22 protein-coding genes are annotated in these 23012 nt (G+C 54.3%); 1 reads left to right on the top strand and 21 read right to left on the bottom strand.

The features are described 5' to 3' along the window. Positions 1-11: 11 nt before the first annotated feature. From lon to DACE_RS15650, 19 genes are all read right to left on the bottom strand, one after another. Positions 12-2456, bottom strand: a complete 2445-nt coding sequence (lon, locus tag DACE_RS15740) for an endopeptidase La (protein ID WP_006002905.1) — start codon at positions 2454-2456, stop codon at positions 12-14. Positions 2457-2543: 87 nt separating this feature from the next. Beyond that, on the bottom strand, positions 2544-3389 hold the full coding sequence (gene gspN / locus DACE_RS15735) for a type II secretion system protein GspN (protein WP_006002904.1): 846 nt from the start codon (positions 3387-3389) through the stop codon (positions 2544-2546). A 2-nt stretch (positions 3390-3391) separates the two neighbouring features. Beyond that, positions 3392-3916, bottom strand: coding sequence for a type II secretion system protein GspM (gspM, locus tag DACE_RS15730; RefSeq protein ID WP_006002902.1), 525 nt, complete (start codon positions 3914-3916; stop codon positions 3392-3394). Further along, positions 3913-5304, bottom strand: a complete 1392-nt coding sequence (locus DACE_RS15725; protein WP_006002899.1) for a GspL/Epsl periplasmic domain-containing protein — start codon at positions 5302-5304, stop codon at positions 3913-3915. The genes gspM and DACE_RS15725 overlap by 4 nt, the downstream gene beginning before the upstream one ends. A gap of 57 nt (positions 5305-5361) precedes the next feature. Next, the gene (gene gspK / locus DACE_RS15720) at positions 5362-6297 is read right to left on the bottom strand and encodes a type II secretion system minor pseudopilin GspK (RefSeq protein WP_006002898.1); all 936 of its coding nucleotides are present in this window, start codon (positions 6295-6297) and stop codon (positions 5362-5364) included. A 2-nt stretch (positions 6298-6299) separates the two neighbouring features. Beyond that, positions 6300-6932, bottom strand: a complete 633-nt coding sequence (locus DACE_RS15715) for a type II secretion system protein GspJ (RefSeq protein ID WP_040367797.1) — start codon at positions 6930-6932, stop codon at positions 6300-6302. Beyond that, on the bottom strand, positions 6910-7320 hold the full coding sequence (locus DACE_RS15710) for a prepilin-type N-terminal cleavage/methylation domain-containing protein (protein ID WP_006002895.1): 411 nt from the start codon (positions 7318-7320) through the stop codon (positions 6910-6912). Before DACE_RS15710 ends, DACE_RS15715 begins: the two co-directional genes overlap by 23 nt. Continuing rightward, positions 7289-7837, bottom strand: a complete 549-nt coding sequence (locus DACE_RS17635; RefSeq protein WP_006002893.1) for a prepilin-type N-terminal cleavage/methylation domain-containing protein — start codon at positions 7835-7837, stop codon at positions 7289-7291. The genes DACE_RS15710 and DACE_RS17635 overlap by 32 nt, the downstream gene beginning before the upstream one ends. Next, the gene (gene gspG, locus DACE_RS15700) at positions 7806-8252 is read right to left on the bottom strand and encodes a type II secretion system major pseudopilin GspG (RefSeq protein ID WP_006002891.1); all 447 of its coding nucleotides are present in this window, start codon (positions 8250-8252) and stop codon (positions 7806-7808) included. Before gspG ends, DACE_RS17635 begins: the two co-directional genes overlap by 32 nt. Positions 8253-8323: 71 nt before the next feature. Continuing rightward, complete coding sequence (gene gspF / locus DACE_RS15695) at positions 8324-9538, bottom strand: type II secretion system inner membrane protein GspF (RefSeq protein ID WP_006002888.1); 1215 nt, start codon at positions 9536-9538, stop codon at positions 8324-8326. Between the two features lie 2 nt (positions 9539-9540). Further along, complete coding sequence (gene gspE / locus DACE_RS15690; RefSeq protein WP_006002886.1) at positions 9541-11232, bottom strand: type II secretion system ATPase GspE; 1692 nt, start codon at positions 11230-11232, stop codon at positions 9541-9543. A gap of 2 nt (positions 11233-11234) precedes the next feature. Continuing rightward, the gene (gene gspD / locus DACE_RS15685; protein WP_006002884.1) at positions 11235-13232 is read right to left on the bottom strand and encodes a type II secretion system secretin GspD; all 1998 of its coding nucleotides are present in this window, start codon (positions 13230-13232) and stop codon (positions 11235-11237) included. A 12-nt stretch (positions 13233-13244) separates the two neighbouring features. After that, positions 13245-14144, bottom strand: coding sequence for a type II secretion system protein GspC (gspC, locus tag DACE_RS15680; protein ID WP_006002881.1), 900 nt, complete (start codon positions 14142-14144; stop codon positions 13245-13247). A gap of 323 nt (positions 14145-14467) precedes the next feature. Beyond that, complete coding sequence (locus tag DACE_RS15675; protein ID WP_006002878.1) at positions 14468-14722, bottom strand: FeoA family protein; 255 nt, start codon at positions 14720-14722, stop codon at positions 14468-14470. A gap of 125 nt (positions 14723-14847) precedes the next feature. Beyond that, positions 14848-17142 (bottom strand): putative bifunctional diguanylate cyclase/phosphodiesterase, encoded by a 2295-nt coding sequence (locus tag DACE_RS15670; protein WP_006002876.1) that lies wholly within the window; start codon positions 17140-17142, stop codon positions 14848-14850. After that, complete coding sequence (locus tag DACE_RS15665; protein WP_006002875.1) at positions 17127-18059, bottom strand: substrate-binding domain-containing protein; 933 nt, start codon at positions 18057-18059, stop codon at positions 17127-17129. The genes DACE_RS15670 and DACE_RS15665 overlap by 16 nt, the downstream gene beginning before the upstream one ends. A gap of 182 nt (positions 18060-18241) precedes the next feature. Beyond that, positions 18242-19057 (bottom strand): metal ABC transporter permease, encoded by an 816-nt coding sequence (locus DACE_RS15660; RefSeq protein WP_006002873.1) that lies wholly within the window; start codon positions 19055-19057, stop codon positions 18242-18244. Then, complete coding sequence (locus DACE_RS15655; RefSeq protein ID WP_006002871.1) at positions 19054-19803, bottom strand: metal ABC transporter ATP-binding protein; 750 nt, start codon at positions 19801-19803, stop codon at positions 19054-19056. Before DACE_RS15655 ends, DACE_RS15660 begins: the two co-directional genes overlap by 4 nt. After that, positions 19782-20681 carry a metal ABC transporter solute-binding protein, Zn/Mn family gene (locus DACE_RS15650; RefSeq protein ID WP_006002869.1) on the bottom strand — a complete coding sequence of 300 codons (900 nt, stop codon included), beginning with the start codon at positions 20679-20681 and terminating at the stop codon, positions 19782-19784. The genes DACE_RS15655 and DACE_RS15650 overlap by 22 nt, the downstream gene beginning before the upstream one ends. A 155-nt stretch (positions 20682-20836) precedes the next feature. Between DACE_RS15650 and DACE_RS15645 the strand changes: the two genes are divergently transcribed. Beyond that, on the top strand, positions 20837-21571 hold the full coding sequence (locus tag DACE_RS15645) for a BamJ family beta-barrel-assembly machinery protein (RefSeq protein WP_006002867.1): 735 nt from the start codon (positions 20837-20839) through the stop codon (positions 21569-21571). Positions 21572-21659: 88 nt separating this feature from the next. Here DACE_RS15645 and DACE_RS15640 read toward each other — a convergent pair whose 3' ends face one another. Together DACE_RS15640 and DACE_RS15635 are read right to left on the bottom strand one after the other, a co-directional pair. Beyond that, positions 21660-22514, bottom strand: a complete 855-nt coding sequence (locus DACE_RS15640) for an ion transporter (RefSeq protein ID WP_006002865.1) — start codon at positions 22512-22514, stop codon at positions 21660-21662. A 156-nt stretch (positions 22515-22670) separates the two neighbouring features. Further along, entirely contained in the window at positions 22671-22958 is a 288-nt protein-coding gene (locus DACE_RS15635) for a cytochrome c3 family protein (RefSeq protein WP_006002863.1), read from the bottom strand. Between the last annotated feature and the right edge of the window lie 54 nt (positions 22959-23012).

Genomic DNA, 23012 nt, shown 5'->3' with positions numbered 1-23012 from the left:
AAAAGAATAAGTTACGCCGTCATGTGGATTATGGCGTGCACAGTACACTGTTTTTTGAAGGCGACATTATAAACATCGCGATAGGTTTTTGCAAAGTGAACCTCAATGCCTTCTCGCAGGTAGTCGGGAAGGTCTTCAAAGTCTTTGCGATTGCTCTCCGGGAAAATCAGGATTTTTAACCCGCTACGACGGGCAGCAATGGTTTTTTCCTTCACGCCGCCGATGGGTAACACTTGCCCGGTCAGGGTTAGTTCGCCGGTCATGCCCAGCTTAGGGAGCACCGGTTTTTTACTGATCATCGACAACAAGGCGGTGGTCATGGTGATCCCGGCTGATGGGCCGTCTTTCGGTGTGGCTCCGGCCGGTACATGGATGTGAATAAAATGCTGATCCAAGAAATCTTCAGGCAGTTCGTAATCAGCCAGATGGCCCATGACATAGGAGTAGGCAATCTCACAGCTTTCCACCATCACTTTACCCAACTGGCCGGTCTGCTTAAAGCCCTTGGATTTACTCGGCATGGCACTGGCCTCAATTTGCAATGTGGCACCGCCCATGCTGGTCCAGGCCAGGCCGGTGACAATGCCTGGAACGTTTTTGAATAACTCATCCTGGGAGAAAACCGGCTTGCCAAGGTAATCTTCAACATTGGTTTTGCGGATGGTCAGTTTTTCCACCCGGTCGCTGGCAAATTCCATGGCTGCTTTGCGCATGATCTTTTTGATGCGGTTTTCCAGGCCACGCACCCCGGCCTCGCGGGCGTAGTTATCAATGATCTTTTCCATGGCGTCTTTACGGATCGTCACCTGTTTCTTGCTCAGGCCGTGATTGTCCAACGCCTTGGGGATCAGGTAGCGTTTGGCGATCTCCACCTTCTCATCCATGATGTAGCCAGACAGCCGGATCACCTCCATGCGGTCGAGCAGTGGTGCCGGAATGGTGTCGAGCTGGTTGGCCGTGGCGATAAACAGCACGTTGGACAGGTCGAACGGCACGTCAAGATAGTGATCGCGGAACGAGTTGTTCTGCTCCGGGTCCAGTACTTCGAGCAGGGCGGAAGCGGGATCGCCCTGGTAGGAGGCACCGATTTTATCAATCTCGTCAAGCATCAGTACCGGATTGGCGCTGTCGGCTTGTTTCATCGCCTGGATGAATTTTCCCGGCATGGCGCCGATATAGGTGCGTCGGTGGCCTTTGATTTCGGCCTCGTCGCGCATGCCACCCAATGAGAAGCGGTAGAAGTTGCGATTGAGAGCCGCTGCCACGCTTTTGCCGATGGACGTTTTACCGACACCCGGTGGTCCGACCAGACACAGAATGGAGCCGGAGATGTCGCCTTTCATCTTGCCGACGGCGATGAATTCGAGAATGCGGTTCTTGACGTCATCGAGACCGAAGTGGTCACGATCCAGGGCACGCTTGGCCTTGGCAATATCGTAAGAATCTTTGGTGTTCTTGCCCCAGGGCAAAATCGTCAGCCAGTCGAGATAGTTACGGCTGACGTTATACTCCGGTGAGGTTGGCTCGATCAGTTGCAGCTTCTCAAGTTCTTCGTCGATGGCTTTCTGGGCTTCGTCATTGAGGGTCAGCCCTTCAAGGCGTTCCTGAAATTTTTCAATTTCACTGGTTTTGCCCTCTTTTTCCAGGCCCAGCTCTTTTTTGATGGTTTTGAGCTGCTCCTTGAGAAAAAACTGTCGCTGCTGTTCCGAGATGTTTTTTTCAATCTGCTTGGATATCTTGCTCTGCAAACGCGAGACTTCCAACTCTTTTTTCAGCAGTACCAGCACCCGCTCAATGCGTTCGCGCACATCAAATGTGGCCAGCACTTCCTGAAGTTCCTGGCCGTCGGCCGAAGTCAGGTTGGCGGCAAAGTCAGCGAGACGGCCGGGGTCGTCCATGCTCGAACGACCGAGGAACATCTTGATCTCCTCGGAATAGAGCGGGTTGATCTTGACCAGCTCCTTGAGCGTCGAGATGATGGCCATGGAATAGGCCTTGAGTTCCTGATGATCAGAGAGCGTTTTTTCCTGCTGATAGGTTACGGTGGCGTGGAGCCCTAACTCGCTTTGATGCAATTCTTCGATGGTAAAGCGCTCCAGGCAGTTCACCAGCACCTGAATACTCTCATCTTCCGAATTGAGCACTTTGACAATTTTTCCGGCCACACCGACATCGTGAAGATTGCTCGGTTCATCCTTGCCGTCGACATTTTCCACCAATACCAGACCAAGTGTTTTGGTTGAACTGTCGGCGACCTGACGGATAACAGCAACCTTGTCTGCACCGGCAATATGCAGCGGAATTAAAATGGCCGGAAAGGCTGGACGGGGGCGCAGCGGAATAATCGGCAAACGATCCGGCAGAAGTTCGCGCGCCAGAACAAGGCTTTCACTGTCAATATCGTCGAGGTGCTCCGGTTTAATCTCGTATTCTTCATCCTCTTCGTGATGACTCATAAATAGAAATCCCTCTATAGAAGATATGGTAATAATTATAGAAAAAGCTAATCACTTCCCACGAAGAAGTCAACCCCGCCACTGTTTTCAGCGCAAGATGGGGTGAGCTGCGGTACCGCGGAGCTGAAGCACGAAGTGACCATTTTTATCGGCGGGAGTGACCAGTTGCAATAGGCTGGTCAGCGCCGGGTCAGTTGAGGGTTGCGGAATCAGGGTGACGCTCAGGTCGAGTCGACTGAGCTCGGGACGCCGTCCCGGTGTGATGCGACCGTTGGCCTGAATGACTAGATTGCCGTCGCGGCTTTGCAGTTGTTCTATGAGCAGTTGGCCGTTGTCGCGGCGTGCCCGAAGGAACAGTTCACCAAGCGAGAAGCTGTCCTCGCTGCCACCGATGGCTTTCATCCCTTCGAGGGTCAGCGACGACAGAGACAGGGTCAGTGTCTCTAACGGAAGGTTTTCCGTCAGTGTACCTGTAAGATGGAGATCGCGTAGCTGGACATCAAAGGTCAGAGCTGGCATCTCGGGGAGAGCGCCGCGCCAGTGCAGGTTGTTGGCCTGCAGTTCGAGGCGGTTGGCGCTGTTGACTGTAACGTCAAAGCTCCCATCCCATAACTCGCCGGTGAGGTTGGCTGCGGGCGTGCCGGAAAAGAGGCTGCTCCAGACCGGACTCAGCGTCAGTTGTTCTGCGGTGACGTTCACAGCGGGGGTAACCGGAATATGGGTGAATTCGATATCCAGTGCCAGGGGAAAACCCAGAGTCGTTGCCCCGACATCTACCGGTTGCTGCAGTCGGACGGTTAATTCCTGTTGCAACCGTTGGCGGATCACGTCACCGGGGAAAAAGACAAACAGGCCGAGGAGAAAGAACACACCCGTCGCCAGAATGTATAACAGGCTTTTTTTCAAGAGTATTGTGGTGTTCTCTGCAGCCATGTCTACCCTTTAGTGTACGCGGAGATGCGCAGAGAACTGTCCAGTTGCTGGGCATTGTCAAAGCGGACCTTGAGTTGTAGGGCTTTGACCTGGAGTGGTACCGGAGCACTGTTGAAACTTTGCAGCAGTTGCAGCATTTGCCCTAACGACACATTTTCCAGTTTGATCTCCACCGCTTCTTCGGTGATATCGTTGTGGCTCACGGCAGGCATCGGACGCATGGAGGTGAGGTTCTCCCGCCCGGCAATGCGTGTCACCTGACTCTCTACATAGGCGAACAGGGCAAAATCACCGGCACTGGCCTGACGGCGTTGCAGAGATTTGATCTGGCCCTGAATCATACGGTAGTCCTGTTGCAGCTCTTTCGCCTGTTGCAGTTGTTGCTGACGAGAGGCGATTTTGCTGTCAAGGCGCTCCATGGTGGCAACGTAGGGAGCGATCATGGCCAGATAGATCACTGTGGCGATGACAAATATTGCGGCAACCAAAACCATAGCCAACTCGCGAGGAGAAAGTTGTTTCATCATAATGCACCTCCTTGCTGGGCATGACCGATACTGATCTGCAGGCGGAACGATACCTGTTTTCCTTGAATGCCCATCTTGGCATCGGCAATGCGTACGGCTGTGAATGAGGTACTTTTACGGAGTTCCCCGGCCAATCGGTTGACGCTGTCAAACGAGTCGGTTACGCCTTCGACATTGAGATTTTCCGGTTCATAATTGAAGGTTTTGATGTCAACGGTGATATCTTTCGGTGTGTGGGTGGAAAAGTCGCGCAGCACGGCGAGAGCGGAGGTTGACTTGTCCAGACCGACTAACCGGCCGGTTTCGCGTAATCGGTTGAGTTCAACGGTGAGCTGCTGGACTGGGTCGACAATGGCTGTTTGCCCCGGCAGCGTTTCGCGGAACACCTGATTGAGTTGTTTGCGGTAATCTTGCGCGACCTCGGTTTTAAACTGGTAACTGTGCAAAGCGGTTGCTGCCAGGATCGCCAACGACGCCAGCAGTAATCCACCGCCAATGTAGAAATGTTTTTTCAGCGCGGCCCATTCACTTTTCAGGGTGAACGGTCCGCGGCGGAAATTGATCAGTGGTTGGTCGGTTGCCAGAGCCATGGCACAGACCGGAAGAAACGCCGGATCAATGGGATTTCCGCTCTCTTCGAGCGGTACTGTGATCATCTCCCAATCCATCTCTTTGATCGCTGAAATAAGCGTCGGGGTGACATCGCTGCCGATCAGACACAGAGGTTGCTGGCTTAAGCGTTCAGCACGGCACAGCAGGCTGGCTTCTCGGTGGATCTGTTCGGCAAGACGCTGTGGTGTGTCCTCCACAGGACCGCAGTTTTCATGGCTGACCATCTCTGCGTCAACCACCAGGCTGAGGGTCAGTTCTCCGGCGTGAGCACGGACCAGAACCCCGTTCGTCAGCCAGGGACTCAAACCGCTGATTTCGGTAAACGGTGTCAGACCCAGGACATGGATGGGGATTTTCCCGCTGTCGAACGGGTCCAGAAACTCGGCGATTTTTTGTTGCGGATAGGTGGCGGCTGTTGTGGTGAACTGACCGTCTTCACCCCTGGCAACGGTGGTGGCGACAAGATGGTCGCTGATGTCGACCGGCAGTTGTGACGCCAGCTCCATACCTGCAGCAGCGTCAATTTTGCGTGGATCGTTAAAGGGGAAATTCAACCGCCGCACAAAACTGTCGTCACCGGGCAGAACGGTGCAGAAGCGGTCGCCGAATCCAGCCGGACCATCGAGCATCTGGTTGACGACATCGGCAATGTCGCTGTCCGGTTCAAGTGGCTGCTCCACTTTACGCAGCAGCACCGGTTTCTCCTTGTCGCCATCGAAAATTACCAGGCGGATCCTGTTGGAAGTTACTTCAAGTCCAATCCGTCGTTTCGTCATGCGTATGAACCTCTCGCTCTTACGAGCTGTGTTGCTGTGGCTTGTGTTGATTTTGAATTAACGTATTTCAAAATAGACAATCCGGTTGTCATCTTTTTCTACCGTTGCCCGAGCCCGGCGTTCGCCGTCATTGACACTGGCCCGGGTGTCGATTCGGTAGTAATTGGCCTTCACTTGCACATAACCGTTGATCGCCCAGTAGAAGGTTTCCCAGTTTGACAGCTCCTTGAGTTCTTCCACCGATTCCAGTGGCCGATCCTTGCGTTGCTGGACAATCGCTTCGGCTGTGTCCATGGTCATCTCTTCCGCCAGAGCGTAAAGCACCTCGGCGCTGGCCGAATTAAGATGGATCTTGTTGTCACCGTACAGGCTGACATGGGGGCGCAGTTTTTTGATCTCTTCCGCGGTGAATCCGGCAATCAGTTGGAGTTCCTCCAAGGTGTCCATCGGACCGTTTTTGCAATAGGTAGCCGGGTCCTGCAACGCATAATAACCGGCTTCGGCACCTGCCGGTTGTGGATCATCATCCGGATCCAGCCAGTCAATCAGTGCATCAACATGGCTGTGCGGTTGGGTAATCTCAAGGATGTCAAACAATCGCAGGCAGCGGTCTTTGACCACGGCATCAATGTTGCCACTGCTGCTGACCAGATCGTTGAGATTGATGCGACCGTCCAGCGGTGTCACCTCAATGGTTACCCAGCCGTTGTCTCCCACCGGATAATTGCTGATGCCACGTGCCCAGAGTTCATCGTAACCGTCATAAGCGTTGTCGTCGTCGGCAAGAATCATCTGACCGACCTGAATGCCGCCCTTGGCAATGTAATAGGACCGGGTCGTATCGCGATACGTCTCGGCCAATCGCAGATCCACCAGGGTGGAAAAGGACAATTCACTGAGCAGTGCCGCCAGCAGGGCGGTGATTGCCAGAACCAGCAGCAGAGCCATGCCGCGTTCGTTGCCGAGCGGTTTTTTTGCAAAAAAAACGCTCATTTTTATCGCTCCACCCTGGGCATGGTCAGGTCAAACGCGGTCATCAGTTCGATATCTTCGCCCGTATTGCTGTGGATCGTCAGTTGCATCTCCACGGTTTGCGGCAGTGTCTCTGTGATGGTGCTGTCCCAGTCGTCTTGCCATTCGCTGCCGTCATAAAAGCGCCAGACAATGGCTTTGATCTGGCTGCTCATTCGTTGTTTTCTCGCGACGTCGTCGGTGACAAACAACGGCTGAGCGCTGCGATACAGGGTGCCAACTGTTTTTCCCAGATCGGTCTCCAGTTCATAACGCACCTGCGTAACGCCACCGGGCGAATCGCCTGTGGTCAGGGCCGAGGTGGATGAAAACGCGAGATACGGCTGACCGAGGCTATCTTCGCCGCTGTCGAAGGCTGAGCGATCATTGTCGGTGTTGAGGTAACAGGTGCGAATCTCGCGACCGAGGCGGTCAAAAATAATGCGTGCCTGATGGTAGGCTTCCGAATCGCTGTGCAGCCTTTTCTCGGTGGCACTCAACGTGGTGAACACGCCATACACGGCGGTCAGCACCAGACTGAGCAGGGTGATCGCCACCAGCACTTCAATCAGGGTGAATCCACCTTCGGTTCTGTCAGTTGAACAGGAACGAGTCAAGAGTAACCTCTTCATTGCGCTCTTTTTTGCCCCACAACACCGAAACCGACACCTGTTGAACGCCGGAAACCGGGGTGGCGCTGTATTCGACCTGCCAACGATATTGCTGATAGGGTTCTTCCCAGTCCCCTTCGAGTTCCGAGGTGTCCAGCTCGCCAAGGCGCGATTCGGTTTCCAGTTCACTCATTTTGTGTTGGGCGAGCATGGTTGCCGTGGTGATGCGCTGTACTTCGTCGTTGCTGAACACACTGCGGTTGGCCAGGCTCAGGCAAGCAATGAGAGCTGAGCCGATAATGGCCAGGGCAATCATCACTTCCAACAGGGTGAACCCGCATTGCCGTGAGGCGCTGCGTTGATCAGAAACTGTCGTTGCCGTCGTCAAACTCATGGTAGCCTTCTTCGATCTCAGCGCTGCCGGTAAACGGCAGCAGGTGGATCGTTAACTCGTTGCCGTCGTCCTGTTTGTCCTGTTGCAGATGCACCGTGGTCTGCGGCAGCCATCCCTGGGGGTGAAAGGTGATGGTCACCGTGCCAGTGGTCATTTTGCCCCGCTCATCCACCCAGATATCCTTGATATCGACATTACCGGGAAACCGGTATTGACGCACCCGACCCTCCGGTGTCTGCCATTCGCCCAGCTCTGAGAGCTGCTCCACCGTGCACAGGTTGTCGTCAAGGTTAAAGACCAGACGATGTTGTGTCGCGGTCAAGGCGGTTTCATTGAACAGGTATTTCACCATGCCGGCCAGACGGCGGGCACTGTGGTTGAGATTATTTTCCGCCACCGAGCCGAGCAGCGGGACCGACAGCACGGCAAACAGGCTGATCAAGGCGACGACGATGCTCAATTCAACCAGGGTGAACCCTCGCGAATTATTCAATCTCCCAACTTTTAACGTCGGCATCCTTGCCTTCTCCACCCGGTTCACCATCGGCACCGTAGGACAGCAGGTCGTAGTCTCCGTTAATGCCGGGACTCAAAAAAATATAGTTGCCTCCCCAGGGGTCACTGGGGATTTTTTTCATGTAGCCGCCTTCGCGGTATTTGATGGGAATGCGGCCCGATTCCGGTTTTTCAACCAGGGCTTGCAACCCTTGTTCGGTGCTGGGAAACAGGCCGTTGTCCAACTTGTAGAGAGCCAGGGCATCTTCGATCCCCTTGATCTGCAATTCGGCCTTGGTGCGACGCGCTTCTTCGGGGCGGTCGAGCAGTTTTGGAACGACAATACCGGCAAGAATGCCGAGAATGACAACGACGACCATGACTTCAATCAAGGTGAAGCCACGTTGATTGTGGCGGATGATAGCGCTTTTCTTCATGGTGCAAGACTCCTTATCGTTTATGACATTTTAAATCGGATTCAGTTGTTCTGTTCGCAATACGCAACAGGTTAACCGAGGCCCTGGCTGGCCTGGAAGATCGGCAGCAGCACCGCCAGGACAATGAAGCCGATAATACCGCCCATGGCAAGGATCATCAGCGGCTCCAGCAGCGACAGCAGTCCGGCCAGGGTGATTTCCACCTGGCGGTCTTGACTGTCGGCCACTTTGATCAGCATCTCTTCAAGCGTGCCACTGCGTTCACCGACGGCGGTCATCTGGGCCAATAGCGGTGGGAAAACGCCGGAGCGCTTGAGCGGCTCGGCCAGGCTGGCCCCTTCACGCACTTCAAGTGACGTTGTTTCTACGGCCGTGCGCAGGACTTTATTGCTCAGTAGGCCGCAACTGATCTCCAGGGCTTTGAGCAGGGGAACACCGCTGTGCAGTAGGGTGCCCAGAGTCCGGCTGAAGCGGGCCGTGGCAATCTCGCGTTGAATCCGGCCAATCAAGGGCAGTTTTAATGTCCAGCCGTCGAGTTTGAAGCGACCGGCCTCGGTGCGTCGATAGCGCAGCAACGCCACAATGCCGCCGCCGATCAGTAACGCCACCAGCCAGCCATAGGCTGAAATCAGGTCGCTGGTGGTGATGAGAAGACGGGTCGGTAACGGCAGGGCCTGACCGAGATCTGTGAGCATACGGGTGATCTTCGGCACGACAAAGCTGAGCAAAAACAGCAGAACACCAACGCCGACAATGGCCATCAGTACCGGATAGGCCAGAGCCGAAACCGTGCGCGAACGCAGTCGGGCCTGCTCTTCGAGAAAGTCGGCCAGTCGCAACAGAACCTGGTCGAGGGTACCGCTGTTTTCACCTACTTCCACCATGCGCTGGTAAAGATCGGGAAATGAACGCCCCTGCTCGGCGAGTGCCTGAAACAGTGAACTGCCTTGACGCACCTCTTCGCGTACCTGGGTGTAGAGACGGGCCTGGGCCGGGTTTTCCACCTGTTCGACCACGGATTGCAGGGCTTCATCCAATGGCACGCCGGCCTGCAGCAGGGTGGCGAGCAGGCGGGTGGTGGTGGCCAGATCATTGACAGGCAACCGGGAACGGCGCGGCAGTGACCAACGGCGGCGAGCCGCTGTTTTCGGCTGCTCTTCCAAGGTGCTGACGTAAATGCCCTGATCGCGCAGTTGTTCCAGTGCCGCACGTTTGCTTCCCGCTTCTAAGCTGCCTTTGGCGGTTTTACCTTGCTGGTTGAATCCGCTGTAGTCAAAAAGCGCCACGCCTAGGCCTCCTCTTGCGTGACTCGGATCACTTCCTCAAGGGTGGTGACCCCCTGGCGGGCCTTTTCCAGCCCGGCCTGACGCAGCGGTACCATCCCCTGACCAATGGCGGTCTGGCGGATGGAGGCGGCATCGATATTGGCCAGCAGTTGACTGCGAATGTTTTCACTCATGGTCAACAGTTCGTAGATGCCGCTGCGGCCACGATAGCCGATGTTCATGCATTTATCACAGCCACGACCGCGATAGAAGGTGTGTTGCCCGGACGGGTCGAGGCCGATCTGGCTCAGGATACTCGCTTCCGGCTGATAGGCTTCGCGGCAGTGCGGACAGATGGTGCGTACCAGGCGTTGAGCAAGAATACCGACAATCGATGACGCAGCGAGGAATGGTTCAATGCCCATCTCCACCAGACGGGTTAGACCACCGGCGGCATCATTGGTATGCAGGGTGGAAAACACCATGTGGCCGGTTAAGGCCGACTGCACGGCGATTTCGGCGGTTTCATGGTCGCGGATTTCACCGACCATGATGATATCCGGATCCTGACGCAGGATGGAGCGCAGTCCGTTGGCAAAGGTCAGGTTGATTTTCGAGTTGACCTGAATCTGACCGACTCCGGCGAGCTGGTATTCAATCGGATCTTCGACGGTGATGATGTTCTTTTCCCGGTCGTTGAGACGACTCAAAGCGGCATACAGGGTGGTGGTCTTACCACTACCGGTTGGGCCGGTGACCAGAAAAACACCGTGAGGTTTGCTGATCTGCTTCTGCAGTTGCGTCAGCAGCTCATTCTCCATGCCGATATCTTCCAAGGACAGGACATTGTTGCTCTTGTCGAGCAGACGCAGAACAATCCGCTCGCCGAATGCCGTGGGCAGCGACGACACACGCACATCAACATCCTTGGCGGCGATGCGCACCCGGAAGCGACCGTCTTGCGGCAGACGTTTTTCAGCAATGTTCAATCCGGCCATGATCTTCAGGCGTGAGATGATGCTGGCTGTGGCGCGAAATGGGGGCCGCAACACCTCGTAAAGCAGGCCGTCAATGCGGTAGCGCACAATCAGCTCGGTTTCAAACGGCTCAATGTGAATATCACTGGCGCGCTCTTTATAGGCCTGGGTGATCAGGCTGTTGACGAAGCGGATAATCGGCGCTTCGTCATTGCTGTCGAGCAGGTCAGCCGGTTCCAGGTTACGGACAAAATCGTCGTCGCTGTCGCCGATGTCGCTGACCATGTCATGGGCGGCTCCGGCGTGGGTCTCGTAACTGCGGTTGATCAGCGCGGTGATCTCTTCACGTGCCGCCAAACACGGCTCAATACGCACCTTGGCCAGAGCGGTCAGGTCGTTGATGGCATTGCGGTCAAACGGGTCGGCCATGAGCAGTTTCAGGTGGCGTTCGTCGCGACTTAAAGGGATCACCACATGTTGCCGTGCGTACGCCAGCGGGATCAGGCTGAGCAGATCCTCAGAGGTGATCACCTCCGGCAGGCTGTCGAGATAGTCGAGTCCCAACTGCTCGGCCAACGCCTGACTGAGCTGTTGTGAGGTGATGGCCTGTTGCTCAAGCAGTAATTCACCAATGCGTTGCTCGCTGTCCTGCTGGCGTTCCAGAGCATTGTTGAGGGCATCATCACCGAGTCCGAACCGTTGTTGCAGGATCTCTCCAAGACGGGGCGCTGCAGCCATAATCAGTTCTGCTCCGTGTTGTCGTTTGAGGCCTCTGGGTCGTTTTTGATGCGATCAAAGGTTTCCCGGTTGATCGTGGTGACATTGGAAAGGTCTTCCATGTCGCTGATGATCGTTGGTGTTATGAAAACAAGTAAATTGGTCTTCACTTCCTTATTGTCTTTGCTTTTAAACAACCAGCCCAGCAGGGGAATGTCGCCGAGGAGTGGAACCTTACTGATGGTTTCCTGCTGGTTGGTGGAAATCAGTCCGCCGAGTACAACGGTTTGCCCATCTCTCGCCAGGACCGTATTGCTGATTTTTCGTGTTGTGAAAGTAGGACCGACGCTGTTGACGTCGCCAACGCTATCCGTCAGGTCCGTTGTTTCCTGATAGACATTCAAACGAACGAGTTCCCCTTCAGTGATCTGAGGTGTGAAGCGCAGGGTCAGGGCAACATCTTTACGTTCAACTGAGACGCTCTGAGCCAGACTGTCACTGCCGGTACTGTCGGTGAGGCGTGAGGTGATGATGGGGACGTTGCGGCCGACGACGATTTCTGCCTCTTCATTGTCTGAGGTCAACAGACGCGGAGCAGAGAGGATGTTTACATTTGTGTCGTCTTTAGAAAGCTTGATCAGGGCGGAAAATGCTGTCACCTGACTGTCGTCAACGCCATCACCATCCGTGTCAACGCCAATCAGTTTACTGAAGCCTCCTGCCAGTAAACCATTCACCGATGTGGTGAGCAGGGACTCTGGGTCTGAAAGAATGCCACCCGGAGCAGAGTTCGATGAAAGATTAACAATACCTTCGTTGCCGACTTCAAAAGCGCCCTGAAGCTGAGAGCCGAGAGCTTCGGTGGCATCCATGGACAGTTCCATGATCAGCGCCTCGACATACACCTGTTTGCGGCGAATGTCGAGTTGTTTGATGATGTCCTTGATGATGACGTAATCCTCCGGCGTGGCATTGATCACCAGAGCATTGGTCGGCTTGTCAGCGGATACGGTGACATTGGTCTGGATGGCCGCCGCAGGAATTGTCCCTTTGCCGCCGGCAGCAGCTGACGAGGACGTCGCTGGCTTCTTGATGCCGGAGAGGATCTCGTTGAGGGTTTTACTCAGTTCTTCCGCATCGGCATTTTCCAGATAGTAGAGATTGATGCGGGCGTGTTCTTGCGTCGGTTCCTGATCCAGTTCGGCAATAAGGCTGAGGATGGTGGTCATGTCGTCCGATGTGGCCATCACCACCAGGCGGTTGGTGCGCTCATAGGCAATCACCTTGCTGGTTGCGTCGGCAGAGCTGGTGGTGACGTTTTTGCTGGCACGGCGACGCGATGTTGCTTTGGTGTTACCGCTGGAAAGAATGTCATTGCAGATGGTGGCGGTTTCCTTGGCGTCGGCAAATTGCAGTGGGATCACCTGCATGTCCTGCAATGCCCCCGGCACATCCAGTTCGCGGATGATGGTGGTCAGCCGTTGGATGTTAGAGGCGCTGTCGGAGATGATCAACATGTTGGAGGGTTCGTACACCACCACGTTACTGGTTTTGGGCATCAACGGGCTGAGGATCGACTCGGCAATATCGGCGGCGTTGATGTTTTCCAGAGAGATCATGCGGGTGACAAACTGATCTTGCGCCAGATTGCCCGTCATGGTCGGTAGATTGCTCTCTTTAGCCGATTTGATCGGTACGATTTTGTTGGTCTTTCCGGAGGGAACAACCGTATAGCCTTTGACGTTGAGCACGGTCAAAAACAGCTGATAGGCCTCGTTGACCGACATTTGTTGTGAGGAGATGATAGTGGCTTTGCCGCGAATCGAATCGTCGTAGACAAAGTTCTTTCCGGTCAGTTCGCTGACCGTACGAATCAGATCGGTCAGTTCAATGTCCTTGAAATCAAGGGTAATGCCGACACCGTCGGTTTGTGCCTGGCAGGCAGAAGTCAGCGGCCCGGCCAGTAGCACGGAACCCAGTAGCATCATCACAACGGCAAAGGTGAATTTTCGGATCAGCACCGTATCGTCTCCTTACTTGATCTCATATTGAAAGTTCAGTGACTGCCCTGCGCGTTGCAGATCAACACTGAGATTTTTGGCTTCACGTAATTGTTGAAAGACCTGCAACCCTTTTTCCGGGCTGTCGAGGCTGGTGCCATTGATGGCAAACAGCACATCGCCCCGTTTCAGGCCCATCTGATAGAGCAGGGTACCCCGTTGAATGCGCTTGATCATAAAGCCTTCGGTTTTTCCGCCGACCACATAGGGATCAACCCGAACCTGTTTGATCAACTGGGCGATGTTGGTGCGGGCCTTTTCCGCCTCGTCGGCAGAGATTTGCCAGCGGTTGTTGCCCAAGGCCTGTACTTCGTAACTGGTGTTGGTGCGTGCCGTGGTACCCGGACGCCGTGGTGAGGGCGTGTCGGCAACCTGATTGCCCGTCGTTTCCAGGTTTAAAACAACGACCGTGCCGTCATTTTGTTCGATCTCGACAAAGTCACGTGTGACCGTGACCAGAGTGCCGCTGCCGGGCACCAGATGGTCGATACGGATCACTTCGATCTGGCCGTTGATGTTGATCACCGCCAGAGACTCATCCTCGGCAACTACCGTACCGACAAGCGTCATGTTGCTGCTGGTCACCTGGGTGCGTTGTCCAGCTCTGGCAGCAGGTGTTGCTGCGGTGACTGTGGCGGCCTGGGCCGGTCGGGTGGAATCGAAAATGTTGCGTTCGAGAATGATCCGGTTGTCTTGAGGCGCGCGGTTGCGTTCTTTGCCGGAGAGGTGTGTCGATGTGTTGGCAGCAACGGTTTCTTGTGAGGCCAGTTGAATGCCGGCTTCACTGGAAACCAGCCACGCCAGGGACAGACCGAGGGCGGCACAGAGCAACAGATAATACGCGGGGAGAAAACGATGGAATAAGGTCAGCATGCACATCCCGAAAGAGCTAAAAAGTTAACGTCGGCGGACAGTATAACAGACTTGTTTCACAGAGAGAATGGCTATTCCTTATCTGTTGGTCAAGCTTAATGTGTGTCCGGGCTTTCAGGTGTAAAACGTTTCAAGAGAGTAACAGGACTAAGCGAGGAGGGATAGTGTTTTCTTGTTGTGTTACCGGGGGGGATGATGGTTTGAATACAACGTTTACCGTGATAGCGGCAGGAAAAACATGAGGGGATGCAAAAAGACAGGGATTATGAGGGACTGTTGAGTTGTGGTTGCGCGAGCTTTTTGGGCTGTGGCGAATGAAGGTTTCACGCCTCACAGCAGTTGGCGCGTGTGCAGGAGCATTCACAGGAGACGAGAATGTTTTCAGCCATACCGCAGCCAATGGCCAGTTTGACCCCTTTGGACTGAATTACCAGGGGACCGCAGTTACTGGAGATGACTTCGATCTCTTCACCGGGCATCAGGCCCATGGCATGCAGTTTGCCCCGTAATCTGCCACCGCCGGTAAAACCCTTGACGAACACGGTATCACCACTTTTACATTGAGACAAAGGACACATGGCTTCACTCTCTAAAGATATCGAGGATTTCTACACCAGGGAGCGGGTATCCGTTCACCTGTTAGATATTATGCTAAGCCCGTCGTGTCCTTCTTGTCAAGCGGTAATGATAATGGTTATCAATTTTATTGGATCTGGCGTAATAGCTGTTCCATATCTTCAGCCGGAACCGGTCTGCTGAACAAAAAGCCCTGTCCCTGATGACAACTGCGCTTGACGAGAAATTGCACCTGGTCCTCGTGTTCGATCCCCTCGGCGACAACTTTCAGGTTGAGACTGTGAGCCAGAGCGATGACAGAGGTGGCCAGGGCCGCATCGTGCTCGTCACTGGTGACGCGCTCAATAAACGATTTGTCGATCTTCAGCTTGGTCAACGGGAAGTAACGCAAGTAACTTAGCGACGAATAGCCGGTGCCAAAGTCGTCAATGGCCAATCCGGCACCCAGCTCGGTCAGCTCAATCATGGTTGCGGTCGATTTATCAATGCTGTCCATGATCATGCTTTCCGTGACTTCCAGCTCCAGACAGGCTGGATTGATTCCCGTTTCCTTGAGGGTTTTTGCCACATTGCGTACCAGGGCTTTATGACGGAATTGCAGCGGCGACAGGTTGACCGCCACGGTAACGGCGGGCAGGCCCTGATCGTGCCACATGGCAACCTGCTGACAGGCCTGGCGTAAGACCCATTCGCCGATGGAGACGATCAGACCGGTTTCTTCTGCCAAAGGGATGAAATCGGCCGGGGAAATCAGCCCCCGTTGCGGGTGTTGCCAGCGAACCAGAGCTTCCATGCCGGTGATCTGCTGAGAGTCGAGTTGAATTTGTGGTTGATAGTAAACGCGCAGTTCATTGCGGGCCACGGCTTTGCGCAGGTCGTTCTCCAGTTCAAACACCCGTTTCGTTGTCTGGGTCATCTCCCGCTCAAAAAATTGGTAGCGGTCTTTGCCCTCTGATTTGGCGCGGGTCATGGCGATGTCGGCATGGGACATCAGGGTTTTCGGACTTTCACCATCCTGCGGATAGCTGCTGATACCGATGCTGGCCGTCAGGTAAATTTCGTTGGGCTGAACATGGATCGGTTCTATCAGTTGCTCCAAAAGTTTTTTGGCTGTTTTAGCGGCATCTTGCGGGTGGCGGCAATCTTCCATGATCACGGCAAATTCATCGCCGCCGAGACGGGCCAGGATCTGGTTTTCGGCCAGGCAGTTGTGGAATCTTTCTGCCGCCTGGGTCAGAGTGTTGTCGCCGATCTCGCGGCCGAGAGATTCGTTGATCTTGGTAAAGCGGTCGAGGCCGATAAACAGCAGCACAACGTGGTTGCCCTCGTGGTTTCTGGCAATGGCCTGGTTGAGTCGGTTGCGAAACAACACCCGGTTCGGGAGGTTGGTGAGCAGGTCGTGATTGGACATGTAGAGCAGCCGCGATTCTTTCTCGTCCAGGCTGGCCTCAAGGCGCAACCGGTCGGTGATGTTGCGTGCTGTGGATACCATGCCGTCAAATTGTCCATTGTTGATCAGGGGCGAAGCTTCAATCTCATATATCGACAGCGTGTCTTCCTTGTCGCGGCGGTGTTGGAGAATGCGGACCGGTTGTTGCGTTCTGCGTACGGTTTCAAACGGGCACTCGTTGTCATTATTGTCGTTACCGTTGTCACACTCGCGGCATTTTTCGCCGAGGCAGTCCTCGTTGCCCAGTTCTGTTTGCGCGGAGCGGTTGAGCATAATGATCTCTTTGTTGGTGTTGAGCACCCGAATCGGATCGACAACACCGTCTATGACGGCTTGCAAAAAGCGCCGCTCGCGGTAAAGCCCGATGGTGGCTTCTTCCACTTCACTAGTGGTGACATGGGCAATCTGGCAACTCAGGGCGGCTCCCAGACACAGAGCCAGGAAGGCCATCGTCAGGATCTGTTGCAAATCCTGCCAGGCACGCCGGTTCAGCTCACTGTGGCGCAGGCCGAAATGGAGGACCGCCTGAGTTGTCGCGATGTCGGTCATAATATGATCAAAAATTTGGTTGTCTTGATCGATGATGGTGCGATACGCGATGATCTTGTCATAAGGTGTTGACAGGCCAACGAGGTCCTGGGGAAACCCGTTGTCAAACGTGTGAACCAGAGGCGAGCCATTGACGCTCAGGTAGGCGTAGGCAATAGCGCTGTCGCTGTCAACGGTGCGTTGCAGGCGTTGCAGCAGGCCGATCTTGTCGTTCCATAAGATCTGATCCGGCAGTTGCATGGTCATAAGCTGGGCTTGGGTAACGTAAAATGTCTTGCTGGCCTTGTGGAAGTTGCGGGTCTGCGAAAAGATCGCGGTCATGGTGATGCCGATAATCAATAGCAGCATCAACGCAAAAGAGCGCCAGAAAATACGGCGTCGTAATGGCAGTTTGTCGGGGCCGATCTCTAGTGTTCGATACATACCTGCGCCATTTCACGAATACCGTCGTATTCACTGTCGTTTGCCAGAGTAAAAAAATCAATGCCGAGGTTGTCGAGAATAAAACGACCCTGTTCGCTTTGATGGATGGAGAGAAAGATGTCGCGTAGATCCTGTTTGAGTTGGGGGGCGATGCCGGGAGGGACAACCACCGGCGGCATGCCAAAATTTTGCGAGCATTCAACAACACGTACGTTTAAGGCGCTGGGGTCTTGTTCTTTGACCATGTGGTTAAGGATCAATGAGTCGACGGCGGCACCATCGCAAATGTGATGAGCAACGGCGTGTATCGCTTTGTCATGGGTGCCGCTGTACGTGACACTGGCAAAAAACGTCTGCGGTGTTTCCTGACGTTGGGCAAGCAGGAACGTTGGAGCCAGGCAGCCGCTGTTCGACGACTTGGAGGTGAAGGTGAACCGTTTGTCGCGCAGGGCTTCGAGGCTGGTCAAGGGGCTGTCCTTGGCAACAATGATATCGCTGTGGTAGACCCGTTGTCCTTTAATGATGGGGATGGCCAGCAGTTGTAAGCCGTAGTCATCGTGTCCCAGGGCGTAGCTGCCAGAACAGACAAAGGCCAGGTCGATGCGATTGTTTTTCAGCAGGTCATCAATCTCTTCATAGGTGGGACGCTGAACAAAAGCCACCGGCTTGTCCAGATGCTCGCCGATCAGTTCGAGCAGGTCACGGTATAGTGCCTCGGTGGTTTGTGGCGATGTCATAGCCGAGACGGCAATGCGCAAAGGGTCTTCAACGGGTTCATTATCAGTCTGGGCTGACCGGGAAAAATTGATGTGCAGGGGCTTCTCAGATGAGAATATGGTGACTCGGCTGAACCAGAATAGGCCATAGATCAGTGCGATCAGGGCTAAAAACACGATTACATAGGTGCATTTTTTCATCGTGCCATCCTCATGAAGTGATCGGTGAAGGTTAACGAAGGGTAGATATGCAAAGGGTGTGCCTTGGTACAGAGCGCTGTTCGTGCGTGTCGGACGTGGGGGGAAAGACGATGTGAGGATGTTGGTGGGGGATTTCTCTGGTGAAAAGACTCTGGGTGGGTGGTTTCACCCAGAGAGGGCAATCAGCGGAACTGGCGCGATGGGATGATAATGGCGATCAGATAGCACAGCCCTGAAAGTAGAGCGATGGTGGCTCCGGCAGGCAGGTCATAGTTGTAGGATAACGCCAGACCGCCGCTGGTGATGCCGAGGCCGATCAGGGTTGCCAGGGCCATCATAACGACCAGTGTTGCTGCGTAAAGACGTGCTGTAGCGGCTGGCAGGGTGAGCAGGGCGATCACCAGAATCAAGCCGACAATCTGGATCAGGATAACGACGGTTACGGCAACCAGACATAGCAGCAGGGTGTTGAGGGTTTCCACCCGGATGCCGCGCAGCGTTGCAAATTCGGGATCGTAGCACAGGGCCAGCAGTTGTTTGAAAAACAGACCGGTGAACACCAGAATGATGCCGTCAAGTCCGGCGATCAGCAACAGATCCTGACGGGAGATCATCAGCACGTTACCAAACAGATAACTCATCAAGTCGACATTGTAGCCGGGGGTTTTGGCAATAAACAGAATGCCGGTCGCCATGCCAACCGCCCACAACGCACTGATGATCGTGTCCTCCTGCTGATGGCCGCGGCGATTGACAAAGCTGATGATGATCGCTGCCATCAGGGCGGCAATCAGGGCACCGAGCAGGGGGGCTTTGCCGAGAAAAAAAGCGACACCCATGCCGCCGAGAACCGCGTGGGCAATGCCCCCGGCCAGATATCCAATGCGACGCACTACGACAAACGAGCCGACCACGCCACAGGTGAGACTGGCGAGAACGCCTCCCAACAGGGCGTTTTGCAGGAAGGTGTGCTGGGCAATGGCTTCGAAAAAACTCATAAACAATCCTTGGCGTCGAGACAGGTGTCGTGGTGAACCATACTAACTGGCGTTGCATAGAGGTGCTTGATGGATTCGCTGTCTACCGGGCTGGTGCTGTGACAGACCAGGGTCCGGTTCAGACAGGCGACCCGGGTGACGCAGCGGGAGATAAAGCCGACATCGTGGGAAACCAGGACAATGGCAATGCGCTCATGCAGGTGGTGCAGCAGATCGAAAAAGTTCTCACCATGATGCGGGTCAATGTTGGCGGTGGGCTCATCAAGCAGCAGAACATCGGGTTCGCAGGCCAGGGCACGGGCGATCAGCACGCGTTGTCGTTGGCCGCCGGATAATGCGGTCATGGGGTGCTTGCGCAAATCGAGGATGTCGGCTTCGCGCATGGCTTGTTCGGCGATCTCCAGATCGTGGCGCGAGTAGCCAAGCAGTGCGCGGGTTTTGCCGAGACGGCCCTGCAGTACAGTGTCCTTGACGCTGATGGGAAATGCACTGTCAAATGTCGCGAATTGCGGGACGTAGCCCAGGCGGGTTCGAGCTTGTTCCGGAGTGCGGCCGAATACGCGTACCTGGCCGCTGTCCGGTTGCAACAGGCCAAGCATCATTTTGAGCAGCGTGCTTTTGCCGCCACCGTTCGGGCCGACGATGCCGAGAAAGTCGCTGGTGTCTAACGTCAGGTCGATATTTTCCAGAATCAGCCTGTCATCATAGCTGAAGCTGACATTGTCTAATGCGATGGCTGTGGCCATGGCGTCTCCAATGCTTGGGAAATTCTATCGGCGGTCATTATCAGAGTTTGAGGAATGTTCTCTGCCAACGGATCAAGAATGGCAACCTGAGCGCCGATCTGGTCGGCGATCGCCTGTGCCGCCTTGCGGCTGAATTGCTGCTGGACAAAAATCACCCGGACGTTCTGAGTGCGCGCCAGCTCGGCGGTTTGCGCCAACTGAATACCGCTGGGTTCTTTGCCGTCAATTTCAATGGCCAATTGCTCCAAGTGGTAGCGGTGAGCGAAGTATCCCCACGATGGGTGGAATACCATAAAATGACGGCCATGGAAATGTTCGAGTTTCTGTTTGACCTGTTCGTGGGTTTGTAACAGCTTTTCACGCAGTTGTTCGAGTCCGTCAGTAAAGGTTTGTTGATGTTGGGGGGCGAGAGCACACAGGTGTCGGGTGATGTTTTCAGCCAACGTGATGGCATGCAGCGGGTCAAGCCAGATATGCGGGTCCATCATCTGATCATGGCCGTGCCCGTGATGTTCCCCCTCGTGGTGGTGATGGCCGCTGATCGGTTGCAGGGTGATGCCCTGACGAATGTCTGCAACGTTCAGTTTCGGCAGCATCTGCTGCAATCGCGGAAGCCACACCTCTTCAAAGGGCACGCCGATGGGAAACAGGATATCCGACTCTGCCAGGGTGGTCATGCTTTGCGGCGACGGATCCCAGGTGGCCGGTGTCTGGCCGGGGGCGATGAGGATCGCCACGTCGGCAAGGTCTCCGGCAATGGCGTGAACCAAATAGTGTTGCGGGGCAATGCTGACGACAACCTTCAGCGGTGTGGCCAGGGCTGAGCCGGCTGAAAAAATCACGCAGGCCAGAAATGCTGTAACCAGGTGTTTGAACATGGGAATATCCTTGCTGCGGGAGAATGTAACGTCTAATAACAAGTTTTTATTGGCAATATTATACGTAAATTTGTACTTTGGTCATAGTTTTTACGCTGGCCGTAATTCGGCGGCCGGTGGACAAATGTTTTCAATTTAAAAAAGGAACAGACCGTATGCGTTTATGGATCGTCATGCTTGTTGGAGTGGCCCTTGTCTTGGGGGGATGTAAAACAGAGCAAACCGAATCAAAAGAAGTCAGCGTTGAGACGTTGCAGCAGCGTGTCAGTTATAGTGTCGGGCTGGATGTTGCCCGAAACTTCAAAGAAAACGAGTTTGAGCTGGATACTGACCTGATTCTTCAGGGGATCAAAGATGCTCAAAACGGAGCGCAGCCGCGCATGAGTGAAGAGCAGATTGCCTCCACCATGGAGGAGTTCCAACAGCATATGATGGAACAGTATCAACAGCGTATGGCCAGACAGTCTACAGAAAATGCAACCAAAGAGGCAGATTTTCTTGCTGAGAACGGCAAGAAAGAGGGGGTTGTCACGCTGGACAGCGGTTTGCAGTATAAAGTGGTTGAAGCCGGCAGTGGTGCCAGCCCAACTGCTGAGAATACCGTTCGGGTGGATTACCGAGGCACTTTGCTCGATGGAACAGAGTTTGACAGTTCCTATAAGCGTGGAGAGCCTGCTGAGTTTCAGGTCAACCGGGTTATCCCCGGCTGGACCGAAGCGTTGCAGTTGATGAAAGAGGGCGCGACTTGGGAGTTATATATTCCTGCCAAGCTGGCTTATGGTGAGCGCGGCATGGGTCAGGTGATTGCCCCGAACTCCATGCTGATCTTTGAAGTCAAGTTTCACAGCATTGTTGACGGCGAAGAAGCTCCGGCTGCCGCCACTGAATAGTTTTCCGTTCACGCGGGATGATGCAGTAAGAAAAACGGGCCTTCCATTATCGGAACGACCCGTTTTTTATTGGTGTGGCAATGTTCTATCAGGATTCTTTGAGATGTAGCGGGTCGCCGCAAAATTTACAGTACAGGGCATCGGGGTCATGCCCTTCACGGCTGCAGCTTGGGCAGGCTTCCGTGGTGACTGCTTTGTCGGCTCGACTCAGGCCGACCGTGACAATGCCGGTGGGAACCGCAATGATGCCATAGCCCATAACCATGATCAATGAGGCCAGGATCTGTCCCACGTCGGTTTGCGGCGAAATGTCTCCATAGCCGACTGTGGTCAGGGTGACGATGGCCCAATAGATACTGCGTGGAATGCTGGTGAATCCGTTGGCCTCTCCCTCGACAACATACATCAGCGAGCCGCAGATGATCACCAAAGTGGCAACGGCAAACAGAAATACCGCTATTTTCCGTGTGCTGGAGCGAAGTGCCCGCAGCAGCATTTCCGCCTCAGCCAGATATTGTACCAGCTTCAACACCCTGAAAACGCGTAGGATCCGCAACACCCGAATAACCAACAGGTATTTACTGCCCGGTAACAGCAGGCTCAGGTAGGTGGGCAGGATGGACAGCAGGTCGACAATGCCGAAAAAGCTGGTGGCGTATTTCCACGGTCGACCGATACACATCAAGCGCAGAATGTATTCCACTGTAAACAGCAGCGTGAACACCCACTCGGCGATGTGAAACAGATTGCCAAAACGTGTTTGCCAACTGCTGACACTGTCCATCATGACAATGGCCACACTGGCGATGATGCTGAGGATCAGCAAGATGTCAAAAATTTTCCCGCTGGTCGTTTCTGCCTCAAAAATAATTTCGTGCAGGCGGTTGCGCCAACTTGAATCCGTTGGTGGTCGTGACTGGGCAAAAGGGGAGGGGCGTTTCATTGGCTCTCCATGTGTTGTCGTCGAAGAATTGTTTTTCAGAGTACCATGGAGCTGCTCCAGATGCTATGAAGTGCAAAAAAACAGGCTTGCTCCGTGGGTGGAACAAGCCTGTTCTTTTATCGACCTGTATTTTATCGTGCTTGTCGCGAAAAGGAATTACTTCACGTGACATTCGCCGCAACGGGTGGGGCCACCTGCATTCTTGTGGCAAATTTTGCACATTTTGCCATGAGCGGTTTTCTTGTCGACGGCAATTTTTGCCGGGGTGGCATCGCCGTGGCAGGCCGCGTTTTTACAGCCGTTTTCAACGAATTCACCATGACTTTTGTGGTCAAAAGTAACCGAGCCTTTTTTGCAGCCTTCAGCGTAAGTGATCACGTCTGATGCCAATGAAAATGAAGCAGACACGGCAACCAGAAGTAAGGCAATGATGAGTTTTTTCATGGGACGTCCTCCTAGATTGAATTAAACATAAAAGTTGTTGAGCGCCTCTAATCT

It is taken from the genome of Desulfuromonas acetoxidans DSM 684 (genome assembly GCF_000167355.1).
GTDB lineage: Bacteria > Desulfobacterota > Desulfuromonadia > Desulfuromonadales > Desulfuromonadaceae > Desulfuromonas > Desulfuromonas acetoxidans.
The sequence above is the reverse complement of the archived record's forward strand: the minus strand, read 5'-3'. Positions and strand labels throughout refer to the sequence as shown.

What these genes read in the sequence shown, in the direction of transcription:
- gspN (WP_006002904.1), bottom strand. Translation starts at nt 3,389, where the DNA reads ATGGCTGCAGAGAACACCACAATACTCTTGAAAAAAAGCCTGTTATAC.
- DACE_RS17635 (WP_006002893.1), bottom strand. Translation starts at nt 7,837, where the DNA reads ATGCCGACGTTAAAAGTTGGGAGATTGAATAATTCGCGAGGGTTCACC.
- DACE_RS15670 (WP_006002876.1), bottom strand. Translation starts at nt 17,142, where the DNA reads ATGTATCGAACACTAGAGATCGGCCCCGACAAACTGCCATTACGACGC.
- lon (WP_006002905.1), bottom strand. Translation starts at nt 2,456, where the DNA reads ATGAGTCATCACGAAGAGGATGAAGAATACGAGATTAAACCGGAGCAC.
- DACE_RS15650 (WP_006002869.1), bottom strand. Translation starts at nt 20,681, where the DNA reads ATGTTCAAACACCTGGTTACAGCATTTCTGGCCTGCGTGATTTTTTCA.
- DACE_RS15675 (WP_006002878.1), bottom strand. Translation starts at nt 14,722, where the DNA reads ATGTGTCCTTTGTCTCAATGTAAAAGTGGTGATACCGTGTTCGTCAAG.
- gspE (WP_006002886.1), bottom strand. Translation starts at nt 11,232, where the DNA reads ATGGCTGCAGCGCCCCGTCTTGGAGAGATCCTGCAACAACGGTTCGGA.
- gspG (WP_006002891.1), bottom strand. Translation starts at nt 8,252, where the DNA reads ATGAAGAAAAGCGCTATCATCCGCCACAATCAACGTGGCTTCACCTTG.
- DACE_RS15710 (WP_006002895.1), bottom strand. Translation starts at nt 7,320, where the DNA reads ATGAGTTTGACGACGGCAACGACAGTTTCTGATCAACGCAGCGCCTCA.
- gspM (WP_006002902.1), bottom strand. Translation starts at nt 3,916, where the DNA reads ATGATGAAACAACTTTCTCCTCGCGAGTTGGCTATGGTTTTGGTTGCC.
- DACE_RS15665 (WP_006002875.1), bottom strand. Translation starts at nt 18,059, where the DNA reads ATGAAAAAATGCACCTATGTAATCGTGTTTTTAGCCCTGATCGCACTG.
- gspC (WP_006002881.1), bottom strand. Translation starts at nt 14,144, where the DNA reads ATGCTGACCTTATTCCATCGTTTTCTCCCCGCGTATTATCTGTTGCTC.
- DACE_RS15655 (WP_006002871.1), bottom strand. Translation starts at nt 19,803, where the DNA reads ATGGCCACAGCCATCGCATTAGACAATGTCAGCTTCAGCTATGATGAC.
- DACE_RS15640 (WP_006002865.1), bottom strand. Translation starts at nt 22,514, where the DNA reads ATGAAACGCCCCTCCCCTTTTGCCCAGTCACGACCACCAACGGATTCA.
- DACE_RS15725 (WP_006002899.1), bottom strand. Translation starts at nt 5,304, where the DNA reads ATGACGAAACGACGGATTGGACTTGAAGTAACTTCCAACAGGATCCGC.
- DACE_RS15635 (WP_006002863.1), bottom strand. Translation starts at nt 22,958, where the DNA reads ATGAAAAAACTCATCATTGCCTTACTTCTGGTTGCCGTGTCTGCTTCA.
- gspK (WP_006002898.1), bottom strand. Translation starts at nt 6,297, where the DNA reads ATGAGCGTTTTTTTTGCAAAAAAACCGCTCGGCAACGAACGCGGCATG.
- DACE_RS15645 (WP_006002867.1), top strand. Translation starts at nt 20,837, where the DNA reads ATGCGTTTATGGATCGTCATGCTTGTTGGAGTGGCCCTTGTCTTGGGG.
- DACE_RS15660 (WP_006002873.1), bottom strand. Translation starts at nt 19,057, where the DNA reads ATGAGTTTTTTCGAAGCCATTGCCCAGCACACCTTCCTGCAAAACGCC.